This window comes from Microbacterium hominis NBRC 15708 (assembly GCF_001592125.1).
Taxonomy (GTDB): domain Bacteria; phylum Actinomycetota; class Actinomycetes; order Actinomycetales; family Microbacteriaceae; genus Microbacterium; species Microbacterium hominis.
Window position 1 is genome coordinate 62,143 of the sequence record NZ_BCWI01000006.1, and the last position, 16,164, is coordinate 78,306.

Genomic DNA, 16,164 nt, shown 5'->3' on the forward strand with positions numbered 1-16,164 from the left:
TTGTCTTCTGCGTCGTCTTGTGCGGTGTCAGCGTGCGGCGCACATCTGGATGAGCCAGTCCGTCGTCGAGTTCTCCACACCCAGGCACGGGTCGAAGGTGAACACGACGAGGGTGCCGAGCAGGATCAGGAACCCTGCGGCGACCCACAGCGCCCAGACGAGCACCTTGCGGGTGGTGGCGCCGACGACGTAGTCGTTGACGATCGTGCGCATGCCGTTCGCGCCATGGATGAGGGCGAGCCACAGCATCAACACGTCCCAGACCTGCCAGAACGGGCTCGCGAACTTGCCCGCCACGAACGCGAAGTCGATGCCGTGGATGCCTTCGCCCAGCATCAGGTTGACGAAGAGGTGGCCGAAGATGAGCACGACCAGCAGCACGCCGGACACGCGCATGTAGATCCAGCCGGCCTTCTCCAGGTTCGCGCCCTTCTTGCGCACCTGAGGGGTGCGCGGCGCCGGGATGGCCTGCTCGTCGCTCGGGGTGAGGGTGGACATCAGTGACCGCCTCCGATGTTCGAGAGCACGATGGGGATGTGGCGTGCGGCGAAGCCGCCCACGGTCACGACCCACAGGCCCAGCACGCCCCACCACAGCTGACGCTGGTGACGGGTCGCCCACGGCCACAGGTCGACCGCGATGATGCGCAGGCCGTTGAAGGCGTGGTAGACGATCGCCGCGACGAGGGCGACCTCGCCGAAGCCCATGATCGGGTTCTTGTACGTGCCGATGACCGCGTCGTACGCCTCGGGGGAGAGGCGGATCAGCGCGGTGTCGAGCACGTGCACGAGCAGGAAGAAGAAGATGGCGACGCCGGTGATGCGGTGCAGAACCCAGGACCACATGCCCTCGTTGCCGCGGTAGAGCGTTCCGCGCGGCGTCTTGGACGTGGTCTGTGCTACCGACGGTGTGACGCGTGCTGGTGCAGACACGGTCGTCCTCCCTTGGTGTGAACGGACACCTCGGTACGGCGGGGGCAGGACTTCGGCCCCGGGGTTCACAACGGCACTGGACCCTCGGCGTCGCACACGGGCGCACTCATATCCTAGGTCGGCGTTCGAGACATGGGCGAGGAAGGCGACCCTAAGTTCTCTCGATATCGAGAGAACCGGAATGAAACCGCCTTCTTTCGGAAACGGGTGCGTCACCCGCCGACGGCTAGCCTGTCTGCATGGCCGATCCGATCGACGACTTCTACGCCGTGATCCCCGCGGGGGGTGTCGGCAGCCGCCTGTGGCCCCTCTCCCGCGCGGATGCGCCCAAGTTCCTGCACGACCTCACCGGGTCGGGCCACTCGCTGCTGCGCGACACGTGGGACCGCCTCGCGCCGCTGTCCGGCGCCGACCGCATCGCGGTCGTCACGGGGCGCGCGCATCGCGCCGCGGTGGAGGAGCAGCTTCCCGGCATCCCCGACCACAACGTCTTCCTCGAGTCCGAGCCGCGCGACTCGGCGGCCGCGATCGGCCTGGCCGCGGCGATCCTCCACCGCCGCGAGCCCGACGTGATCATCGGCTCGTTCGCCGCCGACCACGTGATCCGCGGCACGCGCGTGTTCGAGTTCGCGGTCCGCGACGCCGTCGAGGTCGCGCGCGAGGGCTACATCTGCACCGTCGGAATCGCCCCCTCGGAGCCCGCCGTGGGGTTCGGCTACATCAAGCGCGGCGGTGAGCTGATCGTCGACGGGGCGCGGGACGCGTCGCTGGTCGAGCGCTTCGTGGAGAAGCCCGACCTCGAGACGGCGAAGAAGTACCTCGCCGACCGCGACTACCTCTGGAACGCGGGCATGTTCATCTCGCGCGCCGATGTGCTGCTCGCCGAGATCGCGGCCAACAACCCCGAGCTGCACGCGGGACTGCTCGAGCTGGCCGAGGCCTGGGACGACCGCGAGCGGCGGGGACCCGCCGTCGACCGGATCTGGCCGAAGCTGCCCAAGATCGCGATCGACTACGTCGTGGCGGAGCCGGCGGCCGAGAAGGGGCGGCTGGCCGTCGTGCCGGGGCACTTCGACTGGGACGACGTCGGCGACTTCGCCAGCCTCGCCAAGCTCAACAGCGGGGGACGCAAGAACGACCTGGCGATCCTGGGCGAGAACGCCCGCATCCTCTCGGATGCCGCGAGCGGCATCGTCGTCAGCCACACCAACCGCGTCATCAGCCTCATCGGCGTGAAGGACATCGTCGTCGTCGACACCCCGGACGCGCTCCTGGTGACCACCAGCGAGCACGCCCAGCGCGTCAAGGGCGTCGTCGACGCGTTGAAGCTGACGGGTCGCGGCGACGTCCTCTGAGACGCGGCGACGGGCAGGATGCCGCCTGCGTGTCCGCTTGATTGCGTCTTTGTAACCTTTCGCCCGCACCCGGGTGTGCAGCGTGCAAATCCCACGTCACAGTAGGTAACTTCGATCCGTGCGCCCGCGAAATCCGTGGGTCTATCAATGTGGAGGCTGCATTGACCATCTCGACCACCAAGAAGCTCGCCGGCATCACAGCTGCCGCGGGGCTCATCATCGCCCTCGCCGGCTGCGGCTCGGCCCCTGACGCCGCGAGCACCGGGACGGGAGCCGCGGGCGGCACCGTCGTCGACGGTTTCAAGCCCTGCCTGGTCTCGGACGCGGGCGGTTGGGACGACAAGTCGTTCAACGAGTCCGCCAAGAACGGCATGGACAAGGCCGTCGGCGAGCTCGGCATCCAGGCCGTCGAGTTCGAGTCGACCAACGACAACGACTACGCGCCGAACATGACGACCGCCATCTCCGAGGGCTGCACCCTGATCATCTCGGTCGGCTTCAAGCTCGCCGCCGCCACGGTCGAGGCCGCCAAGGCGAACCCGACGCTGGACTTCGCGATCATCGACGACTACGCCGACACCGACTTCGACGGCAAGACCGACGCCCCGAACATCAAGCCCCTCGTCTTCAACACCGCCGAGGCGGCCTACCTGGGCGGCTACGCCGCCGCGGCATGGTCGGCGCAGGCCGGCGTGAACAAGGTCGGCACCTTCGGCGGCATGCAGATCCCCTCCGTCGCGGTCTTCATGGACGGCTACGAGCAGGGCGTGAAGAAGTACAACGAGGACAAGAGCGCCAACGTCCAGGTCGTCGGTTGGGACAGCGCTGAGCAGAAGGGCTCGTTCACCGGGGCCTTCGACGCCAACGACACGGCCAAGCAGACCGCGCAGGGCGTTCTCGACCAGGGCGTCGACGTCATCCTCCCCGTCGGCGGACCCATCTACAAGAGCGCAGCGGCGGCGATCGCCGACAGCGGCAAGGACACCCTGATGCTCGGCGTCGACAGCGACCTCGCCGTCGCCGACCCGAACGTCGCCTCGGTCACCCTCGTCTCGATCATGAAGGCCATCGACGTCGCCGTGTACGACGCGACGATCGCGGCTTCCAAGGGCGAGTTCGACCCGACCCCCTACGTCGGCACGCTGAAGAACGAGGGCGTCAAGCTCTCGAGCTTCCACGACTTCGAGTCGAAGCTGCCGGCCGGTCTCACCGACGAGCTGACCAAGCTCCAGGACGACATCATCGCGGGGACCATCAAGGTCGAGTCGAAGAACTCGCCCGCCGGCTCCTGATCTGACGCGGACGCACTCGGGGCGAGCAGCCGCAAGCTGCTCGCCCCGAGTTCCGTTCGTCCGCCTTCCGCCAGAAATTCCGACCCAGGTAGGGTGCATCTATGAAGCTCGAGCTCCGCGGGATCACGAAGAGATTCGGCAGCCTCGTCGCCAACGACCACATCGATCTCGTGGTCGAATCCGGGGAGATCCACGCGCTCCTCGGCGAGAACGGCGCCGGCAAGTCCACGCTCATGAACGTGCTGTACGGCCTCTATCGCGCCGACGAGGGCGAGATCCTCCTCGACGACCAGGCGCAGCACTTCCGCGGCCCCGGCGACGCCATGGCCGCGGGCATCGGCATGGTCCACCAGCACTTCATGCTCATCCCCGTCTTCACCGTCGCCGAGAACGTCATGCTCGGCCACGAGGACACCAAGGCCTTCGGCCGCCTCGACCTCAACGCCGCCCGTGCGCACGTGCGCAGCGTCGCGCAGCGCTTCGGCTTCGAGATCGACCCCGATGCCCTCGTGGGCGACCTCCCCGTCGGCGTGCAGCAGCGCGTCGAGATCATCAAAGCGCTCTCGCGCGACGCGAAGGTGCTCGTGTTCGACGAGCCGACCGCCGTGCTGACTCCCCAGGAGACCGACGAGCTGATGGCGATCATGCGCCAGCTGCGCGACGAGGGCACCTCCATCGTCTTCATCACCCACAAGCTGCGTGAGGTCCGCGAAGTGGCGGACCGCATCACCGTCATCCGCCTCGGCAAGGTCGTCGGCGAGGCGTCGCCCACCGCGACGAACGCCGAGCTCGCCTCCCTCATGGTCGGACGCGCCGTCGAGCTGACCGTGCACAAGGAGGCGCCGCAAACGCGCGAAGGCGGGCTGAGCGTGCGCGGGCTGCGCGTGCTCACGGCATCCGGTGCGATCGTCGTCGACGACGTCGACCTCGAGGTGCGTCCCGGTGAGGTGCTCGCCGTCGCCGGCGTCCAGGGCAACGGGCAGACCGAGCTCGTCGAGGCGATCGTCGGGCTGGCCGCCCGCGTCGAGGGCTCCATCAGCCTCGACGGCACCGAACTCGTCGGCAAGAACGTCCGTGCGATCCTCGACGAAGGCGTCGGGTTCGTCCCCGAAGACCGCAAGGAGGACGGCCTCGTCGGCGGGTTCTCCGTCGCCGAGAACCTCATCCTGGACCGCTCCGCGGAGTCGGCCTTCGCCGCCGCCGGCACGCTGCGCCGGGGCGCGATCGACGCGTTCGCCCGCGACCGCATCCAGGAGTACGACATCCGCACGCAGGGACCGGACACCCTCGCCGGCACCCTCTCGGGCGGAAACCAGCAGAAGGTCGTCATCGCCCGGGAGATGAGCCGCGAGCTCCGCCTGCTCGTCGTCGCCCAGCCGACCCGCGGTGTCGACGTCGGCTCGATCGAGTTCATCCACCGTCGCATCATCGAGACGCGCGATTCCGGCATCCCCGTCATCGTCGTCTCCACCGAGCTGGACGAGGTCAGCGCGCTCGCCGACCGCATCGCCGTGATGTATCGCGGCACGATCGTCGGCGTCGTCCCCGGTGACACGCCCCGCGACACCCTCGGTCTCATGATGGCCGGAGCACACGACCCGGAGGTGGCCGCATGAGCGGATCGACGCCCATCAACGACGGCACGGGCGCGCCGCACGGCGACGCCGAGCTGCCCCGCGCGACCGGTCCGCTGACCGGCGAGCCCGCACCCCGCGAGGGAGAGGAGTTCCCTCCGACGCGGTCGGGAGTCTTCCTCAAGGAGCTGCTGCGCGGCAGCGCGGTGACGACCTTCCTGGCCATCGTGCTCGCCATGATCGTCGGCGGCATCCTCATCGCCGTGACCAACAAGGACGTGCAGGCGGCATCCTCCTACTTCTTCGCGCGGCCCGGCGACACCCTCGTCGCGATCTGGCAGGCCGTCTACAACGGCTACGAGGCGCTCTTCCGGGGTGCCGTGTTCAACGCCCGCGGCGCCGACTTCGCGGCGCAGATCCGCCCCCTGACCAACTCGCTCGGGTTCGCGACGCCGCTCATCGCGGCCGGCCTCGGCGTCGCTCTCGCCTTCCGTGCGGGACTGTTCAACATCGGCGCACGCGGTCAGATGCTCGTCGGTGCGATCTTCGCCGGCCTGTTCGCCTTCAACCTCGATCTGCCGATGTGGCTGCACCTTCCCCTCACGCTGCTCGCCGGCATCGTCGGCGGTGCGCTCTGGGGCGGCCTCGTGGGCCTGCTGAAGGCCAAGACCGGGGCGCACGAGGTGATCCTCACGATCATGCTCAACTACGTCGCGTTCTACCTCCTGCTCTGGATGACGCGCACGCCCGGGCTGCTGCAGGCGCCCGGCACCAACCAGCCGCAGACGAGGCCCACGCCCGCCTCCGCGCAGTTCCCCGACCTCCTCGGCCCGCTCTTCCCGCAGCTGGACTGGGGCTTCGTCGTGGTGCTCGCGGCCACCGTGTTCGTGTGGTGGCTCATCGAGCGCTCGAGCCTCGGCCTGCGGCTGCGCGCCGTCGGCGAGAACCCGCGCGCCGCCCGGGCCGCGGGCATGAGCGTGGACCGCCTCTACATCTACGCGATGCTCTTCGCGGGCGGTCTGGCCGGACTCGCCGCCATGAACCAGGTCCAGGGCACCGTCACCACGGGCTTCGGCGCGACGATCGACGCCGGCATCGGCTTCGACGCGATCACCGTCGCCCTCCTCGGGCGCAGCCGCGCGTGGGGGACGCTGGCCGCCGGCATCCTCTTCGGCGCACTCAAGGCGGGATCCTTCTCGATGCAGGCCCAGGGCATCCCCGTGGACATCGTGCTCGTCGTGCAGTCGCTGATCGTGCTGTTCATCGCGGCGCCGCCGCTGCTGCGCGCCGTGTTCTTCCTTCCCAAGACCGACGCAGAGAAGGCGGCCAAAGCGCGAGCGAAGGCCGCGAAGAAGGCGGTGGCCGCATGAGCGCCTCGACACCGGCAGCCCAGATCGAGCAGAGCGACGGCACCATCCAGCTGGCCGTCGTCCGGGAGCGCCACTTCAAGGCGCCCATCGTCCTCGCGGTGATCGTCGTGCTGCTGGCGGCGCTGTTCGGCCTGGCGCCGCGCGACGGCATCTCGACCTTCCGCCTCGGCGACCCGTCGCAGTCCTTCGGCCTGCCCGACGTGGGCGTCCCCACCGCGCCGACCGCCTGGGCGCTGTGGGCCGTGCTGATCGTGCTGACCCTCGGTGCGGCCTGGCGGGCATGGACCTACCGGCGTCCGTCCCTGTGGCTGACGATCGCGTTCGGCGTCCTCGGCGTCGTGGCGTTCCTGGTGTGGGCCGCCGCCGACGGGTTCGTGCCCGTCTCGAGCCTGCTGTTCGGCGCCGTCTCGCTCTCGGTGCCCCTCGTCTTCGGTGCGCTCGGCGGTGTGATCGGCGAACGCGTGGGCGTGGTCAACGTCGCGATCGAAGGGCAGCTGCTGCTCGGCGCGTTCTCGGCCGCCGTGCTCTCCAGCATCACGCACAACCCGTTCATCGGGCTGCTCGGGGCCATGGTCGGAGGCGTGCTCGTCTCGTTCGTGCTCGCGGCGTTCGCGATCAAGTACCTCGTCGACCAGGTCATCGTCGGTGTCGTGCTGAACGTCCTCGTGACCGGTCTGACCGGCTTCCTGTACGGCGCGCTGCTGGCTCCCAACGAGCAGCAGCTCAACACCCCCGAGCGCTTCGGCCGCATCCAGATCCCGGTGCTGAGCGAGATCCCGATCCTCGGCCCGGTGCTGTTCAACCAGACCTTCATCGTGTACCTCATGTTCGTGACGGTGCCGCTCGTGGCCTGGGGCCTCTACCGGACGCGGTGGGGCCTGCGCCTGCGCGCGGTGGGCGAGCACCCGCAGGCGGCCGACACGGTCGGCATCAAGGTGAACACGTCCCGGTTCTGGAACGTGTCGCTGGCCGGCGCGATCGCCGGCATCGGCGGCGCGTACTTCACGCTCGTCTCGGTGCCGCAGTTCGGCAAGGACATGACCGCCGGACTCGGCTTCATCGCCCTCGCGGCGGTCATCTTCGGTCGCTGGGACCCGATCCGCGCGACCCTCGCCGCGCTGCTGTTCGGCTTCGCGACCAACCTGCAGAACCTGCTGACGATCCTGAAGACACCGATCCCCAGCGAGTTCATGCTCATGCTGCCCTACGTCGTGACGATCCTCGCGGTCGCCGGCTTCGCCGGCCAGATCCGCGGGCCCGCGGCATCCGGCAAGCCCTATATCAAGGAGTGACCTCTCACATGACCGACATCGACTGGGACGAGCTGCGCGCCGTCGCCACCGACGCGATGCAGCGCGCCTACGCGCCGTACTCCCGCTACCGGGTGGGCGCCGCGGCGCTCGTCAGCGACGGGCGGATCGTGTCGGGATGCAACGTCGAGAACGCGTCCTACGGGGTGGGCCTGTGTGCGGAGTGCGCGCTCGTCGGCGATCTGCACATGTCCGGCGGCGGCCAGCTCGTCGCGTTCGTGTGCGTCAACAACGACGGCGAGACGATCATGCCGTGCGGGCGATGCCGCCAGCTGCTCAACGAGTTCGCCCTTCCCGGCATGCTGCTGGAGACCGTCTCCGGCATCCGCACGATCGACGAGGTGCTGCCCGACGCGTTCGGCCCCCGCGACCTCGAGGAGGTGTCGCGATGAGCTCGACGACGGATGCCGCCGTGGAGCCGTTCGACGCCGTCGACGTCATCCGCACCAAGCGCGACGGCGGGGCGGTGCCCGAAGACGCCCTGCGCTGGATGATCGACGCCTACACGCGTGAGTACGTCGCCGACTCGCAGATGGCCGCGTTCGCGATGGCGGTGCTGCTCAACGGCATGAACCGCGACGAGATCCGCGTCATGACCGACGCGATGATCGCCTCGGGGGAGCGGATGAGCTTCGCCGGACTCGGCAAGCGCACCGTCGACAAGCACTCCACCGGCGGGGTCGGCGACAAGATCACCCTGCCGCTCGCGCCGCTCGTCGCCGCCTTCGGCGTCGCCGTGCCGCAGCTGTCCGGCCGGGGCCTCGGCCACACCGGCGGCACGCTCGACAAGCTCGAGTCCATCCCGGGATGGCGCGCCGCGCTGTCGAACGAGGAGATGTTCGCGCAGCTGCGCGACGTCGGCGCCGTCATCTGCGCGGCCGGTTCCGGCCTCGCGCCGGCGGACAAGCGGCTGTACGCCCTGCGCGACGTCACCGGCACGGTCGAGGCCATCCCGCTGATCGCCTCGAGCATCATGTCCAAGAAGATCGCCGAGGGCACCGACGCGCTCGTGCTGGACGTCAAGTTCGGCTCCGGCGCGTTCATGCGCGACGTCGACAAGGCGCGCGAGCTCGCCCGCACCATGGTGGCCCTGGGCACCGACTCCGGAGTTGCGACCACGGCGCTGCTCACCGACATGAACACGCCGCTCGGCCTCGCCATCGGCAACGCCAACGAGGTGCGGGAGTCGGTCGAGGTGCTCGCCGGCGGCGGTCCCGCCGACATCGTCGAGCTGACCGTCGCGCTCGCCCGCGAGATGCTCGCCCTCGCCGGACAGCCCGACGCCGATGTCGAAGCGGCGCTCCGCGACGGCCGGGCCATGGACGCCTGGCGGGAGATGATCCGCGCCCAGGACGGCGATCCCGACGCGCCGCTGCCGACCCCGCGGGAGACCCACACCGTCACGGCGCCGCGCGACGGGGTGCTCACCCGTCTGGAGGCGCTGCCTTTCGGGATCGCCGCGTGGCGCCTCGGCGCCGGTCGTGCGCGCGCCCAGGACCCGGTCGTCCACGCGGCCGGCATCGACCTGCACGTCAAGCCCGGCGCGCCGATCACCGCCGGTCAGCCGTTGTTCACCCTCCTGGCGGATGATGGGAAGCGCTTCGAGCGCGCCCTCGACGCCCTCGATGGCGCCTGGGAGATCGGAACGGACGCCCCGGCATCCGCGCCGATCGTCCTCGAGCGCATCACCGCCTGACCCGTCGCCCCCTCCGCGTCACCCCACCAGAAGGAAGCCCTCATGGCCATCGACCCGCACGCAGACCCGAAGATCGAAGGCGTCTCGATCCGGTCGCTCCCGAAGGTGTCGCTCCACGACCACCTCGACGGCGCCCTGCGCCCCCAGACGATCATCGAGCTCGCCGACGAGATCGGCCTCGACGTCCCGTCGACGGATGCCGACGAGCTCGCCGACTGGTTCGAGGACCAGAGCGACTCCGGCTCGCTGGTGGAGTACCTGAAGACCTTCGACCTGACGACGGCGGTCATGCAGAGCGCCGACGGGCTGCGGCGCGTCGCGAAGGAGTTCGTCGAGGACCTCGCCGCCGACGGCGTGATCTACGGCGAGGTGCGGTGGGCTCCCGAGCAGCACCTCGGCGGAGGCCTCAGCCTCGAGGAGGCCGTCGAAGCCGTGCAGGAGGGCATCGAGGAGGGCGAGGACGCCGTCGACCGCTCGGGTCGCGACATCCGCGTCGGCCAGCTGATCACCGCGATGCGCCACGCCGACCGGTCGCTGGAGATCGCCCGGCTCGCCGTGGCGTTCCGCGGGCGCGGCGCCGTCGGCTTCGACATCGCGGGAGCGGAGGACGGGTTCCTCCCGTCCCGCCACCGCGCCGCGTTCGACTACCTCGCGTCGGAGTTCTTCCCCGTGACGGTGCACGCCGGCGAGGCCGCGGGTCTCGACTCGATCCGCTCAGCGCTGCTGGACGGCCGCGCCCTGCGCCTCGGCCACGGCGTGCGCATCGCGGAGGACCTGGAGGTCGTGCAGCAGAAGGGCGAGGAGGTGCTGGTCACCTTCGGCGACCTCGCCCGGTGGGTGCGCGACCGCGAGATCCCGCTCGAGCTCTCGCCGTCGTCCAACCTGCAGACCGGCGCGATCGCCGCGTGGGGCACGAGCCTGGAGGACCACCCGTTCGACCTGCTGTACCAGCTCGGCTTCGCCGTGACGGTCAACGTCGACAACCGCACGATGAGCCGGACCTCGCTGACGCGCGAGCTGGCGCTGCTCGCGGAGACGTTCGAGTACAGCCTGGAGGACCTCGAGGCGTTCCAGCTCAACGCCGCCGCGGGGGCGTTCCTCTCGGTCGAGGAGCGCGAGGAGCTCATCGAGCTCATCGGCGAGGGCTTCGACGCCTGACCCCGCGGGGCGGGCTCGGCGGCGCTCCGGCGCCCGGCCCGCACTCCTCCATCCCTTGGTTCATTCGGCGGTGGGGGAGGGTCGGCGCCGTGAGCGCCGCGATCTGGAGGAGTTCGGGACGCCGCGCGCTGACACGGCCCGGGGGTGACGGAGCACGTCGCGCATCGCGGCCACCAGGTCGTCGTACGCGAACAGGATGTCTTCCGCCAGCGGCCGTACGGTGGTGTACCCGAGTCGCGCCGCCGCGAGGTCACGCCGCAGGTCCCGCCGCCGCGCGGCCCAGTCCGCATGGAACCCGCGGCTGTCGCACTCGACGATCAGCCATCCGTCCACCAGCAGGTCGACGCGGCCGACGCCGGCGATCTCCACCTGCACCTGCACGTCGTGACCGAGCGTCCGCAGCAGCAATCGCATGAGGGTCTCCGTCCCCGCCTCGCTCCGCGGGTCGACAAGAGGGCGTAGCGCCCGGTGCCGGTGGGGGAGGCGCCGGAACACCTCGGCGATGCCGCCCTCGTCGACGAGGCCGTGGTGCCAGGCGGAGTCGAGGGTGGCCACGGCATCCCGCGGGGACTGGCAGAGCACGGCTTGGACGAGCGCGCTGACGACATCGACCGTCAGCGCGCCCTCGCCGTCGGCATCCGCTTCGCGCCAGTGCGCGACGATGCGCGCGTCGCGCGGGGGCAGGCGACTCGCTCCGCGATCGATGTGCACATGCAGGGTCGCCGTGTCGCGCACGAAGACGCCGAGCGCCGACAGCAGCGAGATGCAGCCGAGCCGGGCTCCGAGCCGGGCCGCCGCGACCAGGGCGGGATCGGTGTCGGCCGGGACGTAGCGTCCCTGCCGCACGCGAAGGATCGCTCCGCCGTCGACCATGCGGCGCAGATCGCGTTTGCCGAAGCCGTACCGACGCAACTGCGCGGTGGTCCAGCTGCGGCTGCGGAGGAGGACTGATGCGAGGTCGCGAGGCGAGGGCATCCCGTCAGCGCACCACGGCGGTCGCCGCGGAGAAGCGCCCCGGCGTGATCTGTGGACAGCCCCGCGGTGCTCGGCCGTGGGGAGGAGACTTCGAGGTAGGGGTGTCGGGAGCGCTGCCGGGCCCGAACTCCTCCAGCAGGTCCGTCTCCGGGGCCGTGCCGGCCCCGGGCGGCCGTTGCCGCGCGAGATGGAGGAGTTCGGGCCGCGCCGGGCCGGGGAGGCCGCGGCGGGGCGGGGAGGCCGCGCCGGGCCGGGCCGGGCAGGGGCGGCGAGCGCCCAGGCTCGAGGGGCGGGTCAGCGGAGGGCGCGGGCCAGCTCGCCCACCTGCGGGACCACGACGGCCTCCACCTCGGCCGCGGTGGCCGTCGGGGTGCCGTCGCCGGCCTGGGGGCCGTAGGCGCCGAACGACGCGTGCGCGGCGCCCGGGATCTCGACCATCACGGCGTCGGCGGGGAGGTTCGGGCGGGCGTCGGCGATCTTCTGCGGCGTCGACAAGCCGTCCTCGGAGCCGCTGATGCTCACGACGGGCAGTCCCGACTGCGACAGGTCGTTCGCGCAGTACGAGCCGAACAGCACGAGTCCGGCGGCATCGGGGGCGAGCTGGCAGGCGCGCACGCCGCCGAGCGAATGCCCTCCGACCAGCCAGCTGCCCACGCCCGGGGCCAGATCGGTGAACGTCGACAGGGAACGCGGATCGAAGAACGCCAGGTTCAGCCACGGTTTCGTGATCACGACGGTCAGTTCGTCGTCGGTGACCAGCCCGGACAGGATCGCGGCGTACGCCCACGGGTCGACCTTGGCACCGGGGATGAACACGAGGCCCTCGCCGCTCGCGCCGGATGCCGGGGCCAGCACGATCCCGGCGGCGTCGTCGCTGATGGCGATGCGCTCATCCGCGCGCACGGCGGCGAGTGGTTCGGCCTCGGCGGCCATGACGCCCACCTGGCTCCACACCAGCACGCCGGCGACGGCGGCGACCACGAGGCCGCCCAGGATGCCGAAGACCCACCGCCACACGCGGCGGCGGCGGGTCCGGGCAGTCATGCGTCCAGTCTAGGCGGGACCTGCCGGCGCGATCGGCGGGTCAGGTCAGAGCTGCGCCTGCCGCGCGCGCACCACGTCCTCGACCGATGCGAAGAGGGGATGCGTGGGCTCGAGGCCCGTCACCCCGGCGGTGAACGTCGCGGGGTCCTCCTCGCGGAGCCGTCGCTGCAGCTCCACGGACTGCTCGTCGTCGGCGACGTCGAACTCGAGGGCGGCGGCCATCGCCGCGACGAGCGCCGACGTCGACAGCCCTCGTTCCGCCGCCGCGGCGGCCGGACCGACGAAACGCTCGTGGCGCGACAGCTTGCGCAGCGGCTGGCGTCCGACGCGGCCGACCGTGTCGGGCAGGGCCGGGTTGGCGAACCGACGGAGGATCGTCGCCCGGTAGTCGGCGAGGTCCGCGGCATCCCAGCCGTGGACGGCCACCAGCAGCGCCGAGGTCTCCTCGAGAGCGGCGGCGACCTTCGCGGCGATGACCGGCTCGGCCAGTGCGTCGGAGATCTTGTCGACGCCGGCCTGGGCGCCGAAGTACGCGGTGGCGGCGTGGCCGGTGTTCACGGTGAACAGCTTGCGCTCGATGTACGGCGCGAGGTCGTCCACGAAATGCGCCCCGGGGATGTGCGGCGGGTCGTCGCCGAACGGCGGGCGCTCGATCGCCCACTCGAAGAAGGGCTCGACGGTCACGTCGATCCCCGCCCCCTCCGGCTGGGCCGGCACGATGCGGTCCACTGCGGTGTTGGCGAAGACCGCGCGTCCCGAGATCGCATCCCAGGCGTCGGCGGCCTGCGCCCGGATCTCGTCGCGCAGCGTGTCGGTGGCGCCGATCGCGTTCTCGCACGCCATGACCTGAAGCGGCGGCAACGCGGGGTCGCGCAGGGCGAGTCCCGCGAGGATGTGCGGGGCGACGAAGCGGAGGATCGTCGGGCCGACCGCGGTCGTCACGACGTCGGCCGTCGCGATCTCGTCGATGAGCGCCTGGGCGTCGTTCGCGCTGTCGATCGCGCGGAAGCCGGTCACCACGGTGTCGCGGCCGCCGTCGCCCACCTCGTGGACGGTGTACTCGTCGGCCGCGTTGATGGCGTCGACGAGGGATGCCGCGACATCCGAGAACACGAGCTCGTAGCCGCCCTCGTGCAGGAGGAGGCCCACGAAGCCGCGGCCGATGTTGCCGGCGCCGAAGTGGACGGCCTTCATCAGTCGTTCACCGATGCCAGGAGCCCGAAGAGCTCCTCGGGGCTGCCGGCGGCCTTCAGCCGGGCGACCTCCTCGTCCTCCGAGAAGATGAGGGCGATCTGCGACAGGATGTCGAGGTGCTCGTCGCCCTTGCCGGCGATGCCGACCACGAAGCTGACCTTCTCGCCGTCCCAGTCCACGCCGCCGTCGTAGCGGACGAACGACAGCGCGGAGGCGAGGATCGCATCCTTCGTCTCGTTCGTGCCGTGGGGGATGGCCAGCTCGTTGCCCATGTAGGTGGACACGGTCTGCTCGCGCTGGCGCATCGCATCGAAGTAGGCGTCGGTGACCGCCCCGGCGGCTTCGAGGATGTCGGCCGCCTCGCGCATGGCTTCCTCCTTGGTGACCGATCCGGGGTGGATCCGGACCTGGCCGGCGTTCAGTACGTCGCGTGACATGTCGTCCTCGTCTCTGTTCGTGTCGTCGTCCCGGTCATCGTATGCCGGGGCGATCATGTATCGGGCGAGAGCCGCGGGGACGGGGCATCACGCCTGCCGTCCCCGCGGCGGTCGCGGGGGTCTGACGCGTTCAGGCCCCGTTCTCGTGCTGCCGCACGACCAGGTCCACGACCTCGTCGTACTTCGGCGAGTTCATGAAGTTGTCCACCGAGACGTGCGTCGCGTTCGGTGTGCGCCCGCGGGCGCGGTCGGTCAGCTGCTGCTGGGTGATGACGAGGTCCTCGCTGCCGTCGAGGTTCGCGATCGCCTTGTTGGTGACCGAGACGTCGTCGACGCCGGCCTTCTTGATCTTGTTGCGCAGCACGCTCGCGCCCATCGCCGAGGAGCCCATGCCGGCGTCGCAGGCGAACACGATGTTCGTCACCCGACCGGTGGGGGCCAGCGTCCCCGTCGCGACGGCGTCGGCGGCGCGGTCGGCGGCGAGCGTCGACGTGTCGCCCTCGAGCCCCGCGTTCGACGCGGCACCCGCACGCAGGTTCGCGAGCGTCGCCGAGCTCTTGCCCTTGTTCGCCTCGGTCTGCGCTATGGCCGCCTCGAAGGAGGCGCTGGAGGTCGCTTCGGCCGCGAGGTCGCGCTTGCGCGAGGCCCGCAGGATGACGCCGGTCACGAGGAAGGTCACCGCCGCCGCGAGGACCACCGACAGGTAGACCACGAGGAGGTTGCCGACGCCGCCGGCCTCGGGGGTCAGCGCCGCCGCGGTCACCGCGATGATGCTGCCCGGAGCCGCCGGGAAGGCGAGGCCGCCGTTGAAGATCATGTTGGTGGTGACACCGGTCGCACCGCCCGCGATGAGGGCGAGGATCGTCATCGGCTTGCTCAGCGCGTACGGGAAGTAGATCTCGTGGATGCCGCCGAAGAACTGGATGATGATCGCGCCCGGGGCCGAGGCCTTCGCCGCGCCGACGCCGAAGAACGTGAAGGCGAGCAGCAGACCCACACCGGGGCCGGGGTTGGCCTCGATGAGGAACAGGATCGACTTGCCCGCCTCGGTCGCCTGCTGGATGCCGAGCGGGGTGAAGACGCCGTGGTTGATCGCGTTGTTGAGGAACAGCACCTTCGCCGGCTCGACGATCACCGACAGCACGGGCAGCAGGTGGAGGTCGACGAGCCACCCGACGATGCCGCCGAGGAACGTGCTCACGCCCAGCATCACCGGGCCGAACGCGAAGAACCCGAAGATCGCGAGGAGCATGCCCAGGATGCCGGCGGAGAAGTTGTTCACCAGCATCTCGAACCCGGGGCGGATCTTGCCGTCCCAGAGCTTGTCCATCTGCTTGGTGATCCAGGCGGCCAGCGGCCCCATGATCATCGCGCCGAGGAACATGGGGATGTTCGTGCCGACGATGACACCCATCGTCGCGATCGTGGCCACGACGCCGCCGCGCTCGCCGTAGACCATCCGACCGCCGGTGTTGGCGATCAGCAGGGGCAGCAGATAGGTGACCATCGGGCCGACCAGGCCGACGAACGTCGTGAACGTCGCGCCGTCCTTGTCCTGGGCGAGGGCGGTCATCGCGCCCTGCCAGTTGATGGTCGCCGCGTCGCCGAAACCGCCGAGCAGGTTGGCGACGGGGAACCAGCCGCCCAACCAGCCCGCGGAGATGAAGAGCATCGTGATGAAGCCCCACGCGATGAATGCCGCGATGTTGGGCATGATCATGCCCGACAGGAAGGTGCCGAACCGCTGCACGCCGACGCGCGCGCGGTTCACCCCCGTCGAGGTCGTAGACGCCGTTGTCATTGTCGTGTGTTCCCTTCGGGTGTGCT

The 16,164-nt window shown here is 70.3% G+C and carries 15 protein-coding genes; 8 read left to right on the forward strand and 7 right to left on the reverse strand.

The features are described 5' to 3' along the window. Positions 1–27: 27 nt before the first annotated feature. On the reverse strand, positions 28–498 hold the full coding sequence (locus MHO01S_RS06815; protein WP_060960991.1) for a succinate dehydrogenase hydrophobic membrane anchor subunit: 471 nt from the start codon (positions 496–498) through the stop codon (positions 28–30). Then, positions 498–932: a succinate dehydrogenase, cytochrome b556 subunit gene (gene sdhC, locus MHO01S_RS06820; RefSeq protein ID WP_005048122.1), complete on the reverse strand. Its 435-nt coding sequence runs from the start codon at positions 930–932 to the stop codon at positions 498–500. The genes MHO01S_RS06815 and sdhC overlap by 1 nt, the downstream gene beginning before the upstream one ends. A gap of 239 nt (positions 933–1,171) precedes the next feature. Here sdhC and MHO01S_RS06825 point away from each other — a divergent pair, with 239 nt between their 5' ends. The 8 genes from MHO01S_RS06825 (at position 1,172) to MHO01S_RS06860 (ending at position 10,687) form a co-directional block, all read left to right on the forward strand. Beyond that, a complete protein-coding gene (locus MHO01S_RS06825) occupies positions 1,172–2,287 on the forward strand; it encodes a mannose-1-phosphate guanylyltransferase (protein WP_060960990.1) in 1,116 nt (371 codons plus the stop codon). A 161-nt stretch (positions 2,288–2,448) separates the two neighbouring features. Continuing rightward, positions 2,449–3,579 carry a BMP family lipoprotein gene (locus MHO01S_RS06830; protein ID WP_060960989.1) on the forward strand — a complete coding sequence of 377 codons (1,131 nt, stop codon included), beginning with the start codon at positions 2,449–2,451 and terminating at the stop codon, positions 3,577–3,579. 101 nt (positions 3,580–3,680) lie between these two features. Next, complete coding sequence (locus tag MHO01S_RS06835) at positions 3,681–5,195, forward strand: ABC transporter ATP-binding protein (protein WP_060960988.1); 1,515 nt, start codon at positions 3,681–3,683, stop codon at positions 5,193–5,195. Beyond that, the gene (locus tag MHO01S_RS06840) at positions 5,192–6,523 is read left to right on the forward strand and encodes an ABC transporter permease (RefSeq protein ID WP_060960987.1); all 1,332 of its coding nucleotides are present in this window, start codon (positions 5,192–5,194) and stop codon (positions 6,521–6,523) included. The genes MHO01S_RS06835 and MHO01S_RS06840 overlap by 4 nt, the downstream gene beginning before the upstream one ends. Beyond that, on the forward strand, positions 6,520–7,815 hold the full coding sequence (locus MHO01S_RS06845; protein ID WP_060960986.1) for an ABC transporter permease: 1,296 nt from the start codon (positions 6,520–6,522) through the stop codon (positions 7,813–7,815). Before MHO01S_RS06840 ends, MHO01S_RS06845 begins: the two co-directional genes overlap by 4 nt. Positions 7,816–7,823: 8 nt before the next feature. Then, positions 7,824–8,225: a cytidine deaminase gene (locus tag MHO01S_RS06850; RefSeq protein ID WP_060960985.1), complete on the forward strand. Its 402-nt coding sequence runs from the start codon at positions 7,824–7,826 to the stop codon at positions 8,223–8,225. Further along, positions 8,222–9,529, forward strand: coding sequence for a thymidine phosphorylase (locus MHO01S_RS06855; RefSeq protein ID WP_060960984.1), 1,308 nt, complete (start codon positions 8,222–8,224; stop codon positions 9,527–9,529). Before MHO01S_RS06850 ends, MHO01S_RS06855 begins: the two co-directional genes overlap by 4 nt. Positions 9,530–9,571: 42 nt before the next feature. Continuing rightward, the gene (locus MHO01S_RS06860; protein WP_060960983.1) at positions 9,572–10,687 is read left to right on the forward strand and encodes an adenosine deaminase; all 1,116 of its coding nucleotides are present in this window, start codon (positions 9,572–9,574) and stop codon (positions 10,685–10,687) included. 60 nt (positions 10,688–10,747) lie between these two features. On the opposite strand, the gene MHO01S_RS06865 is transcribed toward MHO01S_RS06860, so the two are convergent. The 5 genes from MHO01S_RS06865 to MHO01S_RS06885 form a co-directional block, all read right to left on the reverse strand. Then, complete coding sequence (locus MHO01S_RS06865) at positions 10,748–11,662, reverse strand: hypothetical protein (protein WP_174524667.1); 915 nt, start codon at positions 11,660–11,662, stop codon at positions 10,748–10,750. A gap of 294 nt (positions 11,663–11,956) precedes the next feature. Beyond that, positions 11,957–12,706, reverse strand: coding sequence for an alpha/beta hydrolase (locus MHO01S_RS06870; RefSeq protein WP_060960982.1), 750 nt, complete (start codon positions 12,704–12,706; stop codon positions 11,957–11,959). Between the two features lie 45 nt (positions 12,707–12,751). Further along, positions 12,752–13,900 (reverse strand): mannitol-1-phosphate 5-dehydrogenase, encoded by a 1,149-nt coding sequence (locus tag MHO01S_RS06875; protein ID WP_061782049.1) that lies wholly within the window; start codon positions 13,898–13,900, stop codon positions 12,752–12,754. Next, positions 13,900–14,337: a PTS mannitol transporter subunit IIA gene (locus tag MHO01S_RS06880; protein ID WP_060961040.1), complete on the reverse strand. Its 438-nt coding sequence runs from the start codon at positions 14,335–14,337 to the stop codon at positions 13,900–13,902. Before MHO01S_RS06880 ends, MHO01S_RS06875 begins: the two co-directional genes overlap by 1 nt. Before the next feature lie 130 nt (positions 14,338–14,467). Then, entirely contained in the window at positions 14,468–16,138 is a 1,671-nt protein-coding gene (locus tag MHO01S_RS06885; RefSeq protein ID WP_060960980.1) for a PTS mannitol transporter subunit IIBC, read from the reverse strand. Positions 16,139–16,164: the final 26 nt, after the last annotated feature.